This window comes from Roseovarius sp. (assembly GCF_030373445.1).
Lineage (GTDB): Bacteria > Pseudomonadota > Alphaproteobacteria > Rhodobacterales > Rhodobacteraceae > Roseovarius.
Genome location: NZ_JAUCYU010000003.1, coordinates 50,089 through 69,304 on the forward strand (window position 1 = coordinate 50,089; position 19,216 = coordinate 69,304).

The 19,216-nt window shown below is 62.1% G+C and carries 16 protein-coding genes; 2 read left to right on the forward strand and 14 right to left on the reverse strand.

Translation table 11 applies throughout. The features are described from left to right. Positions 1-5 precede the first annotated feature (5 nt). From QUV18_RS06635 to QUV18_RS06680, 10 genes are all read right to left on the reverse strand, one after another. Positions 6-911: an alpha/beta hydrolase gene (locus QUV18_RS06635; RefSeq protein ID WP_300892719.1), complete on the reverse strand. Its 906-nt coding sequence runs from the start codon at positions 909-911 to the stop codon at positions 6-8. A 48-nt stretch (positions 912-959) separates the two neighbouring features. Beyond that, positions 960-1,667, reverse strand: a complete 708-nt coding sequence (locus QUV18_RS06640; protein ID WP_300892720.1) for an ABC transporter ATP-binding protein — start codon at positions 1,665-1,667, stop codon at positions 960-962. Continuing rightward, positions 1,654-2,418, reverse strand: coding sequence for an ABC transporter ATP-binding protein (locus QUV18_RS06645; protein WP_300892722.1), 765 nt, complete (start codon positions 2,416-2,418; stop codon positions 1,654-1,656). Before QUV18_RS06645 ends, QUV18_RS06640 begins: the two co-directional genes overlap by 14 nt. Next, complete coding sequence (locus tag QUV18_RS06650; RefSeq protein WP_300892724.1) at positions 2,411-3,388, reverse strand: branched-chain amino acid ABC transporter permease; 978 nt, start codon at positions 3,386-3,388, stop codon at positions 2,411-2,413. Before QUV18_RS06650 ends, QUV18_RS06645 begins: the two co-directional genes overlap by 8 nt. 4 nt (positions 3,389-3,392) lie before the next feature. Then, positions 3,393-4,256: a branched-chain amino acid ABC transporter permease gene (locus QUV18_RS06655; RefSeq protein ID WP_300892725.1), complete on the reverse strand. Its 864-nt coding sequence runs from the start codon at positions 4,254-4,256 to the stop codon at positions 3,393-3,395. A 72-nt stretch (positions 4,257-4,328) separates the two neighbouring features. Next, complete coding sequence (locus QUV18_RS06660) at positions 4,329-5,588, reverse strand: ABC transporter substrate-binding protein (protein ID WP_300892726.1); 1,260 nt, start codon at positions 5,586-5,588, stop codon at positions 4,329-4,331. Positions 5,589-5,624: 36 nt separating this feature from the next. Beyond that, positions 5,625-6,401 (reverse strand): SDR family oxidoreductase, encoded by a 777-nt coding sequence (locus QUV18_RS06665; protein ID WP_300892727.1) that lies wholly within the window; start codon positions 6,399-6,401, stop codon positions 5,625-5,627. Continuing rightward, positions 6,401-7,291, reverse strand: coding sequence for a 3-keto-5-aminohexanoate cleavage protein (locus QUV18_RS06670; protein WP_300892729.1), 891 nt, complete (start codon positions 7,289-7,291; stop codon positions 6,401-6,403). The genes QUV18_RS06665 and QUV18_RS06670 overlap by 1 nt, the downstream gene beginning before the upstream one ends. Before the next feature lie 20 nt (positions 7,292-7,311). Next, entirely contained in the window at positions 7,312-9,081 is a 1,770-nt protein-coding gene (locus QUV18_RS06675; RefSeq protein ID WP_300892730.1) for a hydantoinase B/oxoprolinase family protein, read from the reverse strand. Then, positions 9,078-11,102, reverse strand: a complete 2,025-nt coding sequence (locus tag QUV18_RS06680) for a hydantoinase/oxoprolinase family protein (RefSeq protein ID WP_300892731.1) — start codon at positions 11,100-11,102, stop codon at positions 9,078-9,080. Before QUV18_RS06680 ends, QUV18_RS06675 begins: the two co-directional genes overlap by 4 nt. A gap of 271 nt (positions 11,103-11,373) precedes the next feature. Here QUV18_RS06680 and QUV18_RS06685 point away from each other — a divergent pair, with 271 nt between their 5' ends. Next, positions 11,374-12,063, forward strand: coding sequence for a GntR family transcriptional regulator (locus tag QUV18_RS06685; RefSeq protein WP_300892732.1), 690 nt, complete (start codon positions 11,374-11,376; stop codon positions 12,061-12,063). A 227-nt stretch (positions 12,064-12,290) separates the two neighbouring features. Further along, entirely contained in the window at positions 12,291-13,247 is a 957-nt protein-coding gene (locus QUV18_RS06690; protein WP_300892733.1) for a LysR family transcriptional regulator, read from the forward strand. A 3-nt stretch (positions 13,248-13,250) separates the two neighbouring features. On the opposite strand, the gene QUV18_RS06695 is transcribed toward QUV18_RS06690, so the two are convergent. The 4 genes from QUV18_RS06695 to QUV18_RS06710 form a co-directional block, all read right to left on the reverse strand. Next, on the reverse strand, positions 13,251-14,564 hold the full coding sequence (locus QUV18_RS06695; protein ID WP_300892734.1) for an MmgE/PrpD family protein: 1,314 nt from the start codon (positions 14,562-14,564) through the stop codon (positions 13,251-13,253). A gap of 69 nt (positions 14,565-14,633) precedes the next feature. Beyond that, positions 14,634-16,493 (reverse strand): hypothetical protein, encoded by a 1,860-nt coding sequence (locus tag QUV18_RS06700; protein ID WP_300892735.1) that lies wholly within the window; start codon positions 16,491-16,493, stop codon positions 14,634-14,636. Further along, positions 16,490-16,960, reverse strand: coding sequence for a hypothetical protein (locus tag QUV18_RS06705; protein ID WP_300892736.1), 471 nt, complete (start codon positions 16,958-16,960; stop codon positions 16,490-16,492). The genes QUV18_RS06700 and QUV18_RS06705 overlap by 4 nt, the downstream gene beginning before the upstream one ends. A gap of 20 nt (positions 16,961-16,980) precedes the next feature. Beyond that, positions 16,981-19,203 carry a flotillin family protein gene (locus QUV18_RS06710; protein WP_300892737.1) on the reverse strand — a complete coding sequence of 741 codons (2,223 nt, stop codon included), beginning with the start codon at positions 19,201-19,203 and terminating at the stop codon, positions 16,981-16,983. Between the last annotated feature and the right edge of the window lie 13 nt (positions 19,204-19,216).

Genomic DNA, 19,216 nt, shown 5'->3' on the forward strand with positions numbered 1-19,216 from the left:
GCCCCCTACTTCAGAAATGCCCGAATGGCGGCAAGCGTCTCTATCGGGGCCTCCTCGGGGATGAAATGACCGCTTGGCAGCGGCACGAACCGGGCATCATCGCACCATGAGCTCCAAACGTCCCTCATGTCGAAATGCTTCTTGATAACTCCCTTTTCGCCCCACCCGACCAAGGTCGGACAGCTGATCCGACGGCCCGCCTTGATGTCCTGACGGTCGTGGTCACGATCGACGTGAAACCCGGCCCGGAAACATTCACACATCGCGACAATCGCGTCCGGTCGTCTCGACGAAGCGAGATAGGCCGCCATGGCTAACGGATCGTAGTCAACCACGTCTTCCGACAGCCCCAACATCATTGTCCGCATGAAGGTCTCGGGGGCTCCGGCGATCATCTTCTCTGGTACCGGCGCGGGTTGCGTCAGAAAATTGAAGTAGAAGTAATCCTGTGCAAGCTCCGCATCCAGCCGATCGTAAAAATTCAGCTCCGGGATGATATCAAGAACGGCCAGCTTGCGAACGGCCCCCGGATGATCCAGTGCCATGCGCCGCGCCGTACGCGCGCCACGATCGTGTCCGACAAGGTAAAAACTTTCAAAACCCAAACCCCTCATCACCTGCAACTGTTCCTGCGCCATCGCGCGTTTCGTGTAGTTGCGGTGATCTTCGGTCGGCTCCGCGATGTTACCCTCTCCGCGGCCGCGAAGATCCGGCAGCACGACCGTGAAGTCGAGCGCCAGACTTGGCGCGATCCTATGCCAGCACAAATGTGTCTGCGGGTCGCCGTGCAGCATCAAAAGCGGCTCGCCCTGACCGGCAATCAAGGCCAGGATGGCAACCCCGTCGACCTCTACGAACACCCGCTTGAACGCTGGCAGAAGCGCGCGATCGGCTTCCTCGAATATCGTCACTTCATACTCCTGCAGTTTGCGTGCGTTTCACGCGCGAAGGCGCCATCTTCAGCCGCCAAGATAGGCATCGACGATACTCGGATCATCCACCAGTTCCGCCGAGGCAACCGACTTCGTGATGCGGCCCAGTTCGATGACATAGGCCCAGTCGGAATGCTCCAGAGCCAGCATCGCGTTCTGTTCCACCAGCAGAACCCCAAGGCCAAGCTCGTTGGCAACCTGCCGGATAGAGGCCATGAGCTGCTCTTCGATCAACGGCGCCAGCCCGATCGACGGCTCATCAAGTAGAAGAAACCGAGGTGACGCCATCAGCGCCCGCCCAACCGCAAGCATCTGTTGTTCACCACCGCTGAGGTTCCTTGCCGCCATCGACAGTTTTCGGCCCAGCACGGGAAAAAGCTCGGTTACGGTAGCGAGGTTTCTCTTTTTTCTGGCCTCGTCCCCGCCAAGGCTGGCACCGACTTGCAGGTTTTCCAAGACGGTCATCTTTGGGAACAGCTCCCGCCCCTCCGGCACGAGGACAACGCCCCGCGCCACGATCTCACTGGTCGATAGCCCCGCTAGCCGTATCCCGTCCAGGCGCACCTCGCCGGCCAACGGGGGCTTGAGGCCCATGATGCCCTTCATCAGGGTCGACTTACCCGCCCCGTTGCTTCCGACCAGCGTGGTGACGGTGTTTTCCCGCACCCTGAGCGAAACCTCCTCCAGCACGCGAATTCCTGCGTATCCGAGTGTGAGGCCATCAACCTGCAGCATGCCGCGCCCCCTTTTCCCCGAGATAGGCTTTGATAACGGCTTCGTTCCTGCCGATCTCTGCGGGCGATCCATCAGCGACGCGCTGACCGAAATTGATGACCGTGACGCGGTCGCACAAACGCATGACCGATTTCATATCGTGTTCCACCAGCAATATCGTGATGCCCTCGTCGCGCAGCAGCTCGATGCGCGTCGCAACGTCGGCCTTCTCGGTGGCGGTCAGCCCCGCCAGCGGTTCATCCAGAAGAAGACATTGAGGGGTAGCAGCCAGTGCAGTCGCGATCGAAAGCACGCGTTGCCGCCCGCCCGGCAGGCTTCCGGCGACCTGGTTCGCCACATCTCCTAGCCCCATTTTCTCGATCGCCTGCATTGCGCGATCCGCGCTGGGGCCACGCTTGGGAAATGGCAGTACTGCGCGCCAGTTCAGGCGCCCGCGGTCCCCGGCCAGCGCCCCGAGCCGCACGGCTTCGAATACGGTGAGTTCGGCAAAGACCCGCGTCAACTGAAACGTCCGTATCAGACCGTCCCGTGCCAGCGCATCCTGGCTCTTGCCGTCGATACGGCAATCGTTCAGCGAGACCTGGCCGGCACTCGGCTTTAAAGATCCGCTGATTAGGTTCATGGTCGTGGACTTGCCCGACCCGTTGGGCCCGATAAGCCCGTGTATGGTCCCGCGTCCGACCGACAAATCAAGTCCGTCCACGGCAACCAGTTTGCCGAAACTGCGTGACAATCCCTTCGTCTCAAGCATGACGACGCCTCCGCACCAGGCTCGTCCTCAGCCGGTCGACCAGGCCTTCCAGCCCGTTGGGCACGTAGAGCGTTGCAGCCAGCACCAACCCGCCCCAGACAAAGGGCACATACTCGGGCACGCCGCGGAACGCTTCCTCGACAATGGTCAGAAACGTAAGTCCCAGGATCGGCCCGTACAGCCGCCGTGTCCCGCCAACGATGCAGGCGGCGACGATCTTGAACATCAACTCGGGGCTGAAATCCGCCGGTGCAACGATGCCGTTATAGCTGACCAGCAGCCCCCCCGCGACACCCGCCCCGACCGATCCCAGCACGAACGACAGCGCGCGCAACCGCCACGGATTCATTCCAAGCGACTGGGAGAGTGTCTCGTCCAGCCCGACGGCCCGGATCTTCATGCCCGTCTCCGAGGCGTCGAACATCAGGTAGAATAGGCCCAGCAGGAAGAAGACCGCCAGCACCAGCGCGAGGAACTGCAGGGTATCGCCAGTCTGGACGAATGCCGGGTACTCGATGAACGCAATCCCCGAGGTGCCGCCCGTCAACTGCCGGAACTGGATGAAACATTGCCGCAGGGCCTCACCGGCCGCGAAGGTCGACAGGAAGAAATAGTACTGTCGGGTCCTCAACACCGGATAGGCGAGCAAAGCCGAGACCAGGCCCGCCGCAAGACCACCCAGAGCGAATGTCACGGCAACGGGGATATCCATTGGCGGCTTGGACAGCACCGCCACCGCATAGCCCCCGACGCCCATGATCGCCACATGCGCAAACGACCAGCCTCCCATCGTCGTGATGGTGCGATAGGAGATGACGAGAATTGCATTTATCGAGAAGATGACCAACGCACCTTGCAGGTAGGACGACCCGACGGCTGCCAACACTGAGACGCCTGCAATGACGACCAGCACCGTGACGAGGTCCAACACCACCGTGCGGGGCGAATCCAGTTTCGCGAAAAGTTGCATCGGCCTACTCCTTCTCGCCGAACAGGCCGGAAGGCATGACGCTGAGTACGCCCAACATGATCACCGCGTTGGTCAGGGCAAGGTAACGCCCGGCCCCCGCGACCGTCATGAAGGTGTCGATGGTCCCAAACAGAAACGCCGCCGCGACCGCGCCCCAGATACTTCCGATACCGCCGACGATGATGATAATGAACGCTTTCCATAGCGCCGCGGCCCCCATGAACGGAGTTATCCCGCCGATCGGAGCCATAATGGCGCCCGAAACACCGGCAATCATCGATCCCGCGACAAGCGTCATCATCCCCACGCGGGTGACGCTGACCCCTTGCAAAACGGCGCCGGTGGGGTTCTGGGCGACCGCCCTGACCCGGCGCCCGACATCCGATCGCATCAACAGGAACCAAAGCCCCACCGATAACGTCGAGATCGCGACGATCACGAAGACCCGCGACCAGGGAAGGATGGCATCGCCGATCCGCACGATCCCCGGTATCGGTGACGGCAGACTGCGACCGACCGGCCCGAACAACTCCACGACGACCACCTGGAGCATGTACGACAGCGCCAGCGTCGCAATGAAGATGGTCAGGGGCTTGTCCATCAGCTTCCGGACAACAACCAGATAAAGCAGTACTCCAAGCAGGCCCGTCACGATCGCCGCCGCTGCGAAACTCACGATATATGCCGGCAGAGCGCCCGTCGTCGGCCCGATCAGGGACACGCACAGGAACGCGCTGTAAGCGCCGATCATGTAGAATTCGCCATGCGCGAAATTGATGACCCGCATGACCCCGAAAACAAGGGCAAGGCCCAGCGCGAAGCACATGTAGAAGGATGTCAGCGAAAGGATGTTGAGTGCTATTTGCATGATGTCATCTTCGATCTCGAGCGGGGATCGCGTGGGAGAAACACAACCCCCGCCGCCTGCGTCACTGCATCGTCACTGGGCCGTCACCTGGCCGCCGGCTTCCAGTTCGGTCAGCGCCGCTTGCGCGTTTTCCTGCCACCACGCGCCGACATCGACGATGCCGTCCAGCGTCACGTTACCCTCGGCATCGGTGACATAGACAGGCAAAGGCGTGAGGAGATGCGTGTCCGCCCCGTATATCTCCGAACCGGCCCAACGGGACTCGCCGAACAGTGGATTGTCGACCGTCTCTTCGGCGAAAAGCGCGGCCCGAACAGCCTCGCCGGTCGGCTCTTCAGCCATTTGGATGCCAGCTTCGATCGTTGTCATTGCGGCATAGGCGACAGAGGCAAACACCGACCATTCGGCCTGCCCGTATGTCTCGACATAAGCGTCGTAGAACTGTGCCACGCGTGGGCTGAAGCTCTGCTCCGAAGCGTCGACGACATAGGCGCTGTAGATGCGACCATCGAGGTAATCGGCCTTCAGCCGGTCGGTCAGGAAATTCATCGTCCAGCCTTCGCTGGCGAACAGACCGGAATATCCCAGCTGCTGCATGGTCTCCACGAAGCTGGCCTGCTGGCCCGGAGTGAACCCCAGCTCGACGATCAGGTCCGGCTCAGAAGACGCGATTGGCCCGGCGATCGAGAACATGTCGCCCGCCATCGCAGGGTCGTAAGGATCCGAGAACACGATCTCCACGCGGTCAGTATAAGGCGCGATGCCTGCCTTGTAGAACGCCCGCGCAGCTTCGCCGAAGGAGTGGTCCGCGGTCACGATTGCCACCTTTTCGATGTCCGGATTTTCCTCGATCAGGTAGCTGACGAGATACATGTAAGACGCCGGAGACCCGGTCACCGAGCCGATCAGATAGGGATAATCCGCGCTGAGATACCCTGCACCATAGCTCGTCGTCAGGACCTTGTTTTCCGTCGCGAGCGGCGCAATCGCCTTGCGGGAGGCCGGCGTGAATGTCTGCAGGATGAACTCGACCCCATCGTCAAGAATTGCCCGCCGGAAAGCCGTCAGTTCTTCGCCGGCAGTGTAGCAGGCATTGTCGTAACCGGTCACCTCGATCTGGTGCGAGTTGCCGCTCGCATCCTTGATTCCGCCGGCCTCGTTGAACTCCTTCGCCCAAAGCTCGACACCGCGCGTAATGGGCACGCCCCACTGCGCACATTCCCCGGATTGAGGCTGGACGACACCGACCTTGATCACCGAGTCCTGTGCGAAAGAGACCGACGCGGCCGCAAGCGCGGCGGCGCCCGCCAATATGGAAATCTTACGTTGCATTGTCATTGCTCCCTGTTTTGGATTCTTGAACTTCCGTTACCTGAGGATTTCCGTGTTTCCGCAGACCCCCAGAGACTGGCCGGAGATCGAACGCCCGCTATCGGATGCCACGTAGACCACCAGATCCGCGATTTCGTCGGGCTCGATCATGCGACCGAGGGACATGGCAGCAGTTTCCTCGGCCTCGACCTCGGCCAAGGACTGGCCGGTGGCCTTCGCCTTTGCCTGCATGACACGTGTCATCCGGTCGCCACGCACGGATCCGGGCAGGATCGCGTTTACACGGATATTGCTCGGGCCAAGCTCCATCGCCAGCGTCTGGGTCAGTCCAATGACAGCCCATTTGGCGGCCACATACGGGCTACGCATCGGCATACCCAACCGACCGGCGGCAGAGGACATGTTGAAAATCACACCGCTTTCCTGCCGCTTCATCGCAGGCACCACGCCGCGCGTGAACAGGAACTGGGAGTTGAGATTAACCCGGATCGCCTGATCCCATTCCGTCACATCGATGTCTTCCACACAGGCCGTCGGCCCCGCGGATCCGGCATTGTTGACCAGGATGTCGACGCCCCCCAGCCCGTCCAACATCATCTCCATGGCCGTCTCGACGGATTCCGGGTCGGAAACATCGCAGCGCACGGCGGTGATATCCGGCCAGACTTCCGTTACGGCACGCAACGCGGTTTCTTCGATGTCGCAGATGGCGACCCTGGCACCGGCGGCACGCAGACGCTCGGCGACGATCCGGCCGATACCTGATCCACCCGCCGTGACGATGGCGCGCTTGTCCCGAAGTTCCTGCGCCATCAATGTGCCCCCGCGAGGCCGAGCTCATCGCGCGTCGCCTGAACCGATTTCACCCGACTGCCCATGCTCTCCACGATCGTCCGGGCTCGCGTGACCAAATCCACATTGGTGGCCGGAACACCTTTCGAAAGCCAGATATTGTCTTCCAGCCCGACACGCACGTTGCCGCCCAGAAGGGCAGCCTGAGCGACCATGGGCAGTTGCATTCGCCCCACGCCAAAGGCCGACCAGACGACATCACGGCCCCCGAGCGCGTCGCACATGGCCTTCAGCGCACCGGGTGTCGCCGGTGCGCCGCTGCCCACGCCAAGGCAGAACTGCACCATCGCGGGCCCCTCGAACGCGCCCTCGTCGATCAGGCGAAGCACAAGACCCAGATGCCCCAGGTCGAACACCTCGAGCTCCGGCTTGACCCCGAAACCCCTGATCATTCTCGCACCCTCCCTGATCTGGTCGGGCGTGGAGACATAGATCACGTTGCCGTCCGCCATGTTGTACGTCCCGCAATCGAGGGTGCAGACATCGGGCCGAAGCGCATCGATATGGACGACCCTTTCCGCTTGCGACACCAGGTCGGTCGCTGGCCCGAATTGCGTGGGATCCTCTGCGCCAACTTCGAGGTCACCGCCCATGCCAGCCGTGAAATTGATGATGATATCCGTGCCCGCGTCCCGCACCCGCTCCATCACCTCGGCATAAAGGCCGGTTTCGCGGCTGCCCTCGGTGGTGGCCGTGTCACGCACGTGAATATGCGCGATCGCCGCCCCTGCTTCGCCCACGGCAACCACGTCCGCCGCGATCTGCTCCGGCGTCACCGGTACATTGGGGTTCTTTTTCGGGCCATCTCCGGCACCGGTGACGGCGCACGTAATGAATACGTCTTGCTTCATCTCTGTCTTCCTCGAATATCTCAGCTGCGAAGCCGTTTCGTGGCCGCTTCGTCCACGGTCATCGTGTCGCGATCGATGGCCACGAGGTAATCGCGCTCCGCGGCTTCCATGGTGATGTACTCGTCGAGCACGTCATCAAGCACGCGCTCGGGATCTCTCGATCTGACCGTCCCCCAGCCGCCGCCACCGGTACTGAGAAATTCGAACGACTCTCCGGGCCCGAACTTGTGCGAAGACAGCAAGGGCGAGGTCCAGGACCCGTCCTCCGAAGTGCCCCCGATAACCTTGCGCACGCCATCCGGACGCTCCTTGATCAGCACCTGCACGGGGCTGAAACCTCCGCCGTTGACACCCGGGCTCCCCTCAAGCGTCCGCGACGTCTCGATCGACAGCTCGCCGCCCTCGATGAACCGGAACCGGAACCGCGCCCCAAGGCCGCCCCGGTTCTCGCCGGGCCCGCCACTGTCGCTGCGCAGATCAAAGGCCTCGACCTCGATGGGATACAGCAGCTCGGCCGCTTCCGCCGGCATGTTGGTGCAATTGCCCAACGGGTCCAAAGTGACGTTGAGGCCATCATTGTAAGGCGTGCCGCCCCAGCCTCCGGCCGGGATGTCCGAGAACACGTCGATCCGGCCATCCTTGCCCCTGACCGCCGCCACGAACCAGTTGGCGTCCGCGCATGTGGGCGCAATGGCAAGGTCGGGAAGGGCCTTTGCTACGGCCTGCCAGATCGCGCTTTGCACCTTGCCCGACGTGATCGTGGTGCAGCCGACGACGGGCGCCGGCCATTTCGCGTTCAACCAGCAATCCTCGGGCAGGGAAAAGGAAATCGGCGCGAACATCCCTGCATTCGGCGGCGCGTCCGGTGCCAGGAAGAACTGCAACGCGGTATAGATTGCGGCTGCCGTGTTGGCGTAGGGAGAGTTGATCGCACCCGCGCATTGCGGATCCGAGCCATCGAAATCGACGTGGATGGCGTCACCATTCACGGTCAGCTTCAGCCGCACCCAGATCTTGTCATCGGAAATGCCGTCGCTGTCAGCGTAGTCCGCACCTTCATACGTCCCGTCGGGAATGGCCTCTATGGCGGCGCGAACGATGCGCTCGGTATAGCCAATCATCTGCGACATGCCGTTGAGCAGAACATCCTTGCCATACTTTCCGGCCGTGGTCTGCAGTTCTTCCTCGGCTGCCAGAAGGGCTCCCATATGTGCCTGAAGATCGCCCTTGATGTAGTGGGGCGTACGGGTATTCCGCAGCAGGATCTCCAGAAGGTCGGCATTGACTTCGTAATTCTCGTAAAGCTTCATCGGCGGAAGCCGCAGCCCTTCACCGGCCACGTGGGTTCCGAAGCCTTGACCGCCCGGACCACCCCCGCCGAGATCCATCCAGTGCCCCCGGCTTACGGCGAAACCGATCAGCTCTTCGTCGTAGAACACCGGCATGGTCAGCGTGACATCGTTCAGGTGGGTTCCGCCCTCATACGGGTCGTTCAGAACGACGACATCACCGGGCTTGAGCGTCTCTATTCCGAACTTCCTGTCGACGGCCTGAACGCTGAAATGCATGGCCGCAAGATGAACGGGGCAGTTCGCAGTCTGGCCGATCAACCGAAGTTCGGGATCGTAGATGGCGTTCGAGAAGTCCAGGTTCTCCGACAGGATCGGCGAAAACGAGGATTTTTGCAGAATGACGGTCATCCGCCGGCACACGTACTCGAACGTGTTACGCAGCACTTCGAAGGTCACCGGGTCGAGATCACCGAACTGTTGGTCCATGCTGCCGCTCATGCCTGCTCCTCCATGATGATGTTGCGAAAGTCGTCAGCCCGCGCCGTCCAACCGGGCGGCAGGATGATGCAGCTATGTGCATCCTCCACGACCGCAGGCCCGGCGATTGTCTGCCCGGGCAGAATGGTATTCGGCCCGTAGACAAGGGCCTTCGACCAATCGCCGGCGAAATAGACATCCCGCTCCGACGGGTCGCCCTGTCCTTCGGGCCAAGGTGCCGCGCTGTTTTCCGCTGCATCGACAATCGGAGCCTCGGCCGTCACGCCCAGCGCAACGATCTCGATCGGGAAATCCTCTGACCGAACGCCGAATTCCTGTTTGTGGGTCTGGTGGAACGCCTCGGCGATCGCACCAAGCTCCTTGGCGGTGACCGTCTGCTCCGCAACGCTTACATCCACTTCGAAGGTTTGCCCGGCGTAGCGCATGCGCATCACATGACTGATCGACACATCCCGGTTCGTCGCACCCTGGTCCAGCAACGCGGTCGATGCTCTTGCCTTCAGGTGTTCGAACTGCCTGGCAACCTGATCAAGGGCGGCCTCGTTCAGAACCGTGAAGTAGAACATCTCTTCATCGTGCTTGAGGTTCAGATACGTCGCGCCATGCGCCGAAGCGACGCCGGAATAATGCGGCACAACCACCTTTGGCGTCTGCAAGGCCGAGGCGACCGCACAGGCGTGCATCGGTCCGGCACCGCCGAAACTGGCCAGGGCATAGTCTCGTGGATCGCGCCCGCGAGAGGCCAGCACGATCTTGACCGCCTGTGCCATCGCCTCCGTCGCAATACGCACCATGCCTTCGGCACAGTCTTCGATCGAAATGCCCAGTTGTTCGGCGATCGTCCCAACGGCCTGCCTCGCGGCGTCCAGATCAAGCCGGAACTTCCCGCTGAGGTCGCTGCTGAGGCGCCCTAGCACAAGGTTCGCATCTGTTACTGTCGGGCAATTGCCTCCCCGGCCGTAACAGGCCGGCCCCGGCTCCGACCCGGCCGACATCGGCCCGACGCGCAGCGACCCGCCTTCATCGATCCAGCCGATCGACCCACCGCCAGCGCCGACCGAGCGGATATCAAGCATCGGAACCGCAACCGGAATGTCGAACTCGATCTCGTATTCCCTCGTGATCAGACCCTGCCCGTCTTCGACCACGGATGTATCGAAACTCGTACCGCCGACGTCGGTGTGGATAATCTTCGTCTGCCCGGTCATCCGGGAAATCCGGCTTGCATAACCGATACCGCCCGCGGGGCCGGATTCGACCAGTTCCTCGACCCGCGTCCGCGCCTGCTCGACGGACATCATCCCCCCATTGCTTTTCAGGATCATGAGTCGCCCGTTGAACCCTTTCTCGCGCAATGCGATCTCGAGGCGCTCGAAATACGTGGCCATCACCGGCAAAAGCACGGCACGCACCGCCGTCGTCGAAAACCTAGAATGCTCCCGAAAGACGGGCTTCACGTCCGATGACATGGTGATGGAGATGTCGGGCAACGCCTTGCGAAGCAGTTCCGCGACAGCTTGTTCATTCGCCGGGTTGGCATAGGAATTGATCAGGCAGACGGCGACACTCTGGATCTCGCGCTTCAGCAGCATGTCAATGATCGGCTCAAGCTCTACCGGATCAACTGGAATCTCGACAACGCCCTGCGCATTGACCCGCTCCTCCAGCACGAACCGGTTTCGACGCCGGATAAGAGGCTCCGGCTTGGTCTGGTACGGTCGGTACAAATGCTCCCTGTGCATGCGACCGATCTCAAGCACGTCGCGAAACCCTTCGGTCGTGATCATCGCCGCGGGCGGGAAGCTCCGCTCGATAAGGGCGTTGGTTCCGGTCGTGGTGCCGTGAACCAGAAGGTCGATATCCTCCGGCGAAAGCCCCGCTTCGGAAATCGCCGAGATGACACCGAGAACGCGATCCTTCGGCGTGGTGAGCACCTTGCCTGTACGGGCGGAGCCGCTGTCGGAGTCGACCGCGTAAAGATCCGTGAATGTACCGCCCACATCGATGCCAACTCTCCACACTTTCGGTCGCTCCTTTTGTGATGTTTGATCAAAGATAACAGATTACCTTCTCCTGTCAACCAGTGCGCCCGCCGGGCTTCTCATGCCTTCAATTCCTCACAAGGCCCTGAAAATAATTGGCAATCTCTCATCGCGTCTCTTCCGGCCCATTATGCTTCGGGAACATTTGCAACAGGCAATCAGATGAATTCACGATCCACTGATCATTGATTCTTGATCAATATTTGGCACCGTTATACATGTTCCTCACTAAACAGGAAAAGGCTCTCACATGAATGACCGCGAAACAGGCGCCACACTTCCCGACTTCCAACCGCGCCGGCGCATGTCCGATCTGGACCACGTTTATTCGCAGCTGAGCCGATCCATCATGATGGGGGAGTTCGTTCCCGGGCAGAAACTCAAGCTCAAGGAATTGGCGGACGTCTTTCACACCAGCCAGATGCCCGTCCGAGAGGCCCTGAGCCGCCTTGTCGTTTCCCAGGTGCTGGAGGCCGCACCGAGGAAATCTGTCACCGTCCCCCATGTAGACGCAAAGCGGCTGGAAGACCTCGTCAGCATCCGCATCGACCTTGAGTGCAAGGCACTGCGTCAGGTCGCTTCCGAACCGAACCAGGCACTCGCAAACAAGCTAGAGTCTATCAACGCAACCATGGACAAGGAAGCCGCCAGAAAACGGCCAAGCATCAAGAACTACCTGGCCGTAAATCACGAGTTTCACTTCACAATATACGAGCAAAGCGGCAACCCGGACCTGACCAGCATCATCGAGATTTTGTGGCTCAGGTATGGCCCCCTGCTCAATCTCCTCAGGAACAACGGTCTTAACTTCGCCAAGCACGACCATCATGAGAAGATCGTCCGGGCAGTACGTGTCGGCAATCCGGAACTTGGTGTCGAAGGTCTGACCGGAGACCTGATGGAGGCAGCCGTCGTGATCAAGAACGCACTGGAACCTTAATTCGCTTGGTCAAACAAGCCGAATGGTATGGTAACCGGTACCAATTGAATGACTTACGCTGTCTCCGCGAAGTGTGAACCGCGAGTTTCACGTAACGAAGTCGGTCTGGATCACCACGTCGGAGGACGTACCGCCCTACCCTTTCGTGATGCGTTGGGCTTTGGCACGGTACAAGGCCAGCTATTTCTGGACAAGGTGACCCTATAGTGGTTCCATAAATCGTATCTATGGGCCGCGAGGGGAGGAGTGTCGTGGACTCGAGACAACTCAGGTATTTCCGCCAGATCGTCGCGCACGGATCGATGAGTTCCGCCGCGCGCAGCCTCGGCGTGGCGCAACCTTCCTTGTCACAGCTTGTCAGGTCGCTCGAAACCACCCTCGGAACCGAGCTTCTGGTGCGCTCGGCGCGGGGAATCTCACCGACCGAGGCGGGCGAGCGTCTCGAATCCTATGCCGTCCGCATCGAGCGCCTGCTGGACGACGCCCGCACCGATGTGGCGAATATCGGATCTTCCCCGGCGGGCAGGGTCACGTTCGGCATGCCGCCCTCGATCTGCATGGCGCTTTCCATCCCGATGGCAGAAACGCTTCGGGTCGAACAACCGGAAATCCAGTTCTGCGTGACCGAAGCGATGAGCGGCCACCTGCGGGAATGGGTCATGAACGGCGAGATCGACATGGCGATCCTTTATGACAATACCGGGCTCGGCGACTGTACGTCAGCGTTCCTGCTGACCGAAGAGTTGTGGTTTTACTCAGCCGCCGATGACTGGCCCTTCGATACGCCGCCGGGGGAACCGGTCGATCTCAAGGACGCAGTTAACACAGACCTTGTCCTTCCCTCCAAAAGACACGGACTACGCAAGTTCATCGACCGGGCTGCCCAAGCCGAAAGCCGAAAGCCGCTGGTGACGCTGGAGATGGATTCCCTGCCACAAATCAAGTCGCTGGTCGCGCGTGGCAGCGGATACACGATCATTTCACCCGCTGCGGTGCTCGACCTCGTCGAAGATGGCAAGATCGTTGGCAGTCCCATCCGGGGACCAAGGTTGAGCCGCAAGATCTACCTCGTCCGATCCTCGGTAAACCGGATCACTGCCGCTTGCCGCGCGACTGAAGAATGCTGCCGCGAGGTCGTTGACGATCTTGTAACGCGGGGCATCTGGCAGGCGAACCTCGCCTGAAGATCAGCCCGACAGGCCGTTGCCAAGCGTGCGGGCGTCCATATCGTCGAGCGCTGCAAGCCGGTCCCAGATGGCGATACCGCGCGGGCCCAGGACGGCCTCGGCCTTGGTGCGCAGCTTACCGGCCAGAACGCTCTTCGGGATCAGCGCATCGAGATCGTGACGGATGGCGAGCTTGCGCCCATCCGCAAGGGTCAGTTCGCCTTCGGCCTGGGCGTCACTTAGCCCCTCGTCGCCTTCCACCGTCACCCTGTTGGCAAAGGCCGTAAGCTCGGGATCGGCGCAGATCTCGTCGGTGTAGGTCCGGCCGCTGCCGGTCGCATCGCCGCGTAGAGTCATCCCGGCGAGCCACTTGTACGAGAATTTCGCCTCGAGCCCGGTACGCGGTGCGGGGTTGTTGCAGACGCGGAGCCACCGCGGTGCCGTGCGCAGGTGAACGGCCGTGACATCAGCCAGTTCGAGCCCTTCACCCGAGCGCGCCTCCGACAGCGCCTCGATCATGGCATGCAGCCCATGGCAGCAGGCATGCAGCTTGTACTTGTTGTCGCGGAACATGAAGGTTTCCGGCGGCGGGTTGCTCCAGCCGGCCGCGGGGTTCGCCTCGGGCGTGTGGGTTTCCACGAAGCCCTGCACCGCCATCAGCCCATCATCGGCTGCGGTAAACCCGAGCCCGGCCAATTGAGCACATTCGACGCCATTGGCGGCGGCAATCCCGGCATTGTAGGGCTTACCCATGGTGCCGAATTGCGACTTTAGCCCCGAGGCCCGTGTTGCACAGAGGCTCAGCGCCGCACGCATCCGACCCTCGTCCAATCCATAGAGGCGGCCTGCTGCAGCGGTGGCACCAAAGGCGCCGGCAGTCGCGGTCTGGTGGAAGCCAAGATTGTAATGCGCGCTTCCCAGCACCACGCCAACGCGTATCGCCACTTCGGCCCCGACGAGGAATGCCTCGACCACCTCTGGCACGGTCGCCTCCTGCTCCTCGCCCGCGGCAAGCGCCGCGGGATATATGCCGACGGAAAGATGCCCGACATGGGCGAAATGGGTATCATCGTAGTCGAGCGCATGACTGGTCGCCCCGTTGACCAGCGCCGCCATGCGGGGTGGCACCCGGGTCCCCCCAAGGACCGAGGCCACGGGCATCCCGCCCTCGCGATCGGCGAACTGACGGAGTTTTTCGGCGAGCGGCTCGCCGATACCGGCGATACCGCAGGTGATCCAGTCGAGCAGCGAATAGCGCGCGAGCTGCAGTTCGTGGTCCTGCAATTGATCACGCGGCAGCAGGGAGAGGTCGATCAGGTATTGCGTGAATGCCATGGTTCGGCTCCGAAAAGGCGTTGGTTCTTTGAGTTTTGGTAAGTACTGGGGATGGCCTCGCAAACATCGTTACGACGCTTTCTTCACCACCCTCTCCAGCCCGGCGGCCAGCCAGTCCGGCGTGCGCCGTTTTTCCGGCTCGCCGAGCGTGATCGGCTTGATCCGTTCGGCCGATGTCCGGCCCAGTCCGACGCGATAGGCGAACCACCAGACCAGCAGCACGCCCAGAAGCCAGAACAGGATTTGCCAAACCCAGAGCGACGGGACACCCAGATCAGCCGAGCGGTCGGTGAAGATCGGCTCGCTGAAGAAACTGTTGCCCAAAATCGCGCCCGGCCCGTAGGCGAGAAAACCCCAGAGCAGCATCAGGGACCACAGAAGCCCCCGCCCGCCCGTCTGGCGGGGCGGCAGTGCAGCCTCGACCGCGTCATGCAGGCGGTCGCGCTGGAACCGGTCGGGGGACCGCAAGGTGGCGGCCGAGCTCAGCAGGACAAACGCCAGGTTGAAGGCCAGCCCCCAGGCCGCCGAGTGGATCGTCAGCGGCCAACGGCCCCACGGCAACTCGACGAAGAGCGACTCGAAGAGGATGAGCCCGAGCGGCTCAGTAAAGACGACGATGAGACAGCCGATGCTGAGGCCAGCCATAACCCCGCCTCGACTGATCACCCGCAGGAAAGTCAGACCCAGAACCGCCGGTAGCAGCTGTACCGAAAGCGGGAGAGCGACGCTCGCCCCCACGGCGCAGATGAGCGGCGCGAAACTCGCGGAAAGCGCCACGAAGAAGAAAGCCAAGCCCAGTGAAATACGGTGACCCAGCCGTGCCTGTCGCGCACCGAGTTTCGGGAACAGGTAGGTCAGGACAAGTTCGCGCGTGATCAGGATGGACCCACCCGTTACGAAAAAGCTGACCGCCAGCAGGCCCCCGATCATCATAAGCAGCAGTAGCCCTGCCCCGGCCAACGGCTCAACCTCGAAGAGGGAGCCGGCCAGGGCCAACGGCCCGTCGGACATCCTGGCCGCCAGCACCGGACCACCCAGTACGAACCCGCCAGCGACCAGCCCCGCCAGCAGCCAGACGGTAGAAACACCTAGACCCCGCCCCGCCGGTGCGGTCTGCCCGAGATAGAGCACCGCCGGGCTGAAGACGATGCCCAGCAGCGCGACAGCAGAGGAGGAGATGGCGGCAGCAGTGAAGATGCCGCCCGGCGGCATCGCCTTGCCGATGCCGGCCGAGTTCTGAAGAACGCCCGGGATGCGATCCCAAAGAATCCCGTCGGCCACGCCGATGGACTGGGCGGGGAAGCCCGGTCCGGTGGCAGTGATCTCGGTCAACACGGTCAGCCCCGGCATCAAGAGGGCCAGCAGCACGGAATACATTGCCAGCGTCATGATCGTCGCCCGCCAACCGCCGACGATGGCCGGAATGGCCAGCGCGATGGCAATCATCCACACGCCCGCCGCACGCGGTATAAGGCCTTCGGTCGCCGCCTCGAGAAGAACCGATACGGATGACAGGATATGCCCGGCAAAGGGCAGCGCGAAGAGTACCGTCAGCCCCATCACGACCACCCGAAGCGCGACGGAGTCGTAAAACCGTCCCAACGCCTCGCCGGGGGTGAAGAGCCCCGCAACTCGCGTCGCCATCCACAGCCGGTTCCAGACCAGCAAAGCCGCGATTGCAACCAACACCAGCCCGGCCGATACGTGAGAGGCCTGAAGGCCGAACCGCCCCACCAGGGTGAAATGCCGTTCTACGCCCAGCCCGGCGACCGCCAACCCCGGCAGCAGGAACATCACCGCCCAGCCCGGGAGGTTCGCCCCGCCATCGGCGAATTCCCCGGGCGGTCCGCCCACACGTGCCGTGCGGGCCGCGAAGTAAAGGCCATATAGCGCGACCAGAACCAGCAGGCTGAGAAGCAGAGGGGTCACCGGCGCCCACCCCTGTGCGGAAGACGCGAGGCGGGGCGCAGGTTGTTGTCGCGTATGACGTCGAACCTCTCGAAAGCGCCGCGCGGACCGAAGGCGATCACGAGGTAGGCGATCACCGCCACCACCAGCGAAACCAGCCCCAGCCCGACAGGAAGCACGACACGCTCGACCGTCTCGGACGGAGCCACCAGCACGGTGACCAGCAGCGCCACGATACCGACAGCAAAGGTCACGAGACCAAGTGCCGTCTCACCGGCTGTGAAGCGGGTCTTGAGCACCGCGTTGACGATGACATGCCCGGCATAGCCCAGGATAAGCACCCCGAAACCCGCGCCGATCCACCATGCGCCCCCGCCGGCGGTCACGCCTTTGTGCAGAAGCGCTGCCGCCAGGAAGGCCGCCGGAGACCAGATCGCCATCACCAGCCCGTGTCGGTCGAGGCGGTCGAAGAGGTTGTTCTCGATCATCGCGATCTCACCCTGTCCGGTCAGTCATCCTTGCCCCCGGACTTTCCGTCATCGCCTTTCACTTCGGGGAAGTTGCGGAACGACATGCCTCCGGCCGAGCCGAGGTTCTTCAGCGGCAGGCCGATCTCTTCCATCAGCCCGTCGACGAAAGCGACCTGGGTGCGGTATTTCATGGCAGAGTTCACCACCGAATCCGATACGCTGCCGCCCCCGCCGGTACCCTCGCCGCCGCCCGAGCCGCCGCCACCGCGCATCTCGGACGGGCTGTTGAGACCCGGCAGGCCATCGACCTGCAGGATCTTGATCGACTCGATGTTTTCCATCGGCTTGACCTGTTCGCGGATGATCTCGGGCAGGCGGTTGACCACGGATTCGAGGATGGCGCTGCGCCGCGCCTCGGCGTTGCGAATATTCTCGGCTTCGTTGAGCTTGCGATGACCCTCGGCATCGACACCGTACCGGAACTCGGCCGCGCGGGCCTCGGCCATGTCGCCCTCGGCGCGCTGTTCGCTGGCGCTCTTCTCGGCCTCGGCCTGTTTGACAAGCCGGATGGTCTCACGCTGCGCGCGGGCCTCGGCGTCGATGACCTCGATCGTCTTGGCACGGCTGGCCTTCTCCGAGGCACGGGCCGACTCGATCTGCTCTTCGGTCTGGGCGAGGATCTTCTGCGCCTCCGCCTCGCTGGTGCGGGCCACGGCTTCGTCGATGGCCTTGTTGACCACGGCGATCAGGCGCTCCTTCTCGGCGATGTCGATTTCCATCTGCCGCTCGATGTCGAACCGCTCGATATAGCGCCGCGCGGCCACGCGCAGTTCCTCGACTTCGCGGTCGGCGACGATGCGCGCATCCTCGATCTCGCGGAAGCTGGCGGTCTCGGCCAACTTGATCTTGTGCTCCCGCTGGATTTCGCGGGCACGGATCTGTTCCTCGGTCTCGACACGGTTGCTTTCCACGGCCAGCTTGCGGGCCAGCACGGCGCGCTCCTGTTCGGTTTCCGATTCCGCGACCGAGACGCTGATTTCCTTTTCACGGGCCACGCTGGCCAGTTCGATGAACTTCTCGGTGTTGATCCGCGCGTTCTCGATCTCCTGCTGCGACAGGTAATGCGCGTGCTGGATCTCGGCGTTGCTTTTCGCCTCGTAGGTCTCAAGCTCCAGCCGCGACTTGATCTGCGCCTCGCGCACCTCCTGCTCGCGCTCGATGCGCTCCGACTCGACCTGACGGCGCGTCTGGATCCGCTCGGTCTCAAGACGGGATTTCGCGGTGATGTCGGCCAGTTCGGTGTCGCGTAGTCTCTCGATCTCGTAGGACCGGATTTCGTTTTCGCTACGAATGCGTTCCTCGTCGATGGCCCGCGACTTGGCGATCTTGACGCGTTCGGATTCCTCCTCCGTCCTGGTGCGGGCCTGGGTGATGGCGATCTGTGAGGTAGAGCGTTCCGCCTCGATCGCCGCGGCCTGTTGCGACTTGCGGGTCTCGATGTCGCGGCTCTGATCGAGCCGGACATATTCGAGATCGCGGTCGATCTCGATCACCCGCTGTTCGGCTTCGAAGTCACGCGTCTTGATCTGGACCTTGGTTTCGTTCTCGATCTGGTTGCGCAGCTTGCGGCGTTCTTCGGTTTCGCGCACGATCAGGGTCAGGCCCTCGGAATCGAAGAAGTTCGATGGGTCGAAGACCGAGATATCCGCCTGGTTGAGCGAGGTGAGCGAGGCGGTTTCAAGCTCCAGCCCGTTCTTTTCGAGCACCCCTTCCAGAAGCTGCGTCACATGGCGGATGAACCCGGCACGATCCTGGTGGATTTCGTCCATCGTCATCGAGGCGGCCACCGTCGACATCGCATCGACCAGCCGCCCCTGGATCACCTCCTTCAGCGCCATCGCATCCTGCGTGCGTGCGCCGAGGGTCCGCGCGGCGGCCGAGACGCCCTCTTCCGTCGCCACCACCCGCACGAAGAACTCGGTCGTGATGTCGATGCGCATCTTGTTCTTGGTGATCAGCGATTGCTCGCCCTGCCGCCGTATCTCGATCGGAATGGCGTTCATGTTCACGACGGTGATGTCGTGAACGATCGGGATCACCAGCGCCCCGCCGCCCATCACGACCCGCTCGCCGCCCGAACCGGTTCGGACGAAGCTCTGGTCTTTCGAGGAATGGCGATAGAGCCAGTGCAGCAGGTAGACCCCCACTGCGATCAGGATCGTGATCAGGATGACGATTGCGATGATATCGGCACCGGTCATGACATGTTTCCTT

Coding starts and splice junctions, on each gene's coding strand:
- QUV18_RS06660 (WP_300892726.1), bottom strand. CDS start 5,588: ATGCAACGTAAGATTTCCATATTGGCGGGCGCCGCCGCGCTTGCGGCC.
- QUV18_RS06665 (WP_300892727.1), bottom strand. CDS start 6,401: ATGGCGCAGGAACTTCGGGACAAGCGCGCCATCGTCACGGCGGGTGGA.
- QUV18_RS06695 (WP_300892734.1), bottom strand. CDS start 14,564: ATGGCATTCACGCAATACCTGATCGACCTCTCCCTGCTGCCGCGTGAT.
- QUV18_RS06655 (WP_300892725.1), bottom strand. CDS start 4,256: ATGCAAATAGCACTCAACATCCTTTCGCTGACATCCTTCTACATGTGC.
- QUV18_RS06685 (WP_300892732.1), top strand. CDS start 11,374: ATGAATGACCGCGAAACAGGCGCCACACTTCCCGACTTCCAACCGCGC.
- QUV18_RS06640 (WP_300892720.1), bottom strand. CDS start 1,667: ATGCTGCAGGTTGATGGCCTCACACTCGGATACGCAGGAATTCGCGTG.
- QUV18_RS06710 (WP_300892737.1), bottom strand. CDS start 19,203: ATGACCGGTGCCGATATCATCGCAATCGTCATCCTGATCACGATCCTG.
- QUV18_RS06650 (WP_300892724.1), bottom strand. CDS start 3,388: ATGCAACTTTTCGCGAAACTGGATTCGCCCCGCACGGTGGTGTTGGAC.
- QUV18_RS06705 (WP_300892736.1), bottom strand. CDS start 16,960: ATGATCGAGAACAACCTCTTCGACCGCCTCGACCGACACGGGCTGGTG.
- QUV18_RS06670 (WP_300892729.1), bottom strand. CDS start 7,291: ATGAAGCAAGACGTATTCATTACGTGCGCCGTCACCGGTGCCGGAGAT.
- QUV18_RS06690 (WP_300892733.1), top strand. CDS start 12,291: ATGGGCCGCGAGGGGAGGAGTGTCGTGGACTCGAGACAACTCAGGTAT.
- QUV18_RS06645 (WP_300892722.1), bottom strand. CDS start 2,418: ATGCTTGAGACGAAGGGATTGTCACGCAGTTTCGGCAAACTGGTTGCC.
- QUV18_RS06675 (WP_300892730.1), bottom strand. CDS start 9,081: ATGAGCGGCAGCATGGACCAACAGTTCGGTGATCTCGACCCGGTGACC.